The 223-nt window shown below is 59.6% G+C and carries 1 rRNA gene; it reads left to right on the forward strand.

What is annotated here, in order from left to right:
- A 16S ribosomal RNA gene (locus tag AAC854_RS23980) occupies positions 1-223 on the forward strand; the annotation flags it as partial.

Below are 223 nucleotides of genomic sequence, written 5' to 3' on the forward strand. Positions count from 1 at the left end.
AAGAAGCTTGCTTCTTTGCCGGCGAGCGGCGGACGGGTGAGTAATGTCTGGGGATCTGCCCGATGGAGGGGGATAACCACTGGAAACGGTGGCTAATACCGCATGACCTCTTGGGAGCAAAGTGGGGGACCTTCGGGCCTCACGCCATCGGATGAACCCAGATGGGATTAGCTAGTAGGCGGGGTAACGGCCCACCTAGGCGACGATCCCTAGCTGGTCTGAG

Origin of the sequence: Xenorhabdus entomophaga (assembly GCF_037996725.1) — a bacterium.
Taxonomy (GTDB): Bacteria; Pseudomonadota; Gammaproteobacteria; order Enterobacterales; family Enterobacteriaceae; genus Xenorhabdus; species Xenorhabdus khoisanae.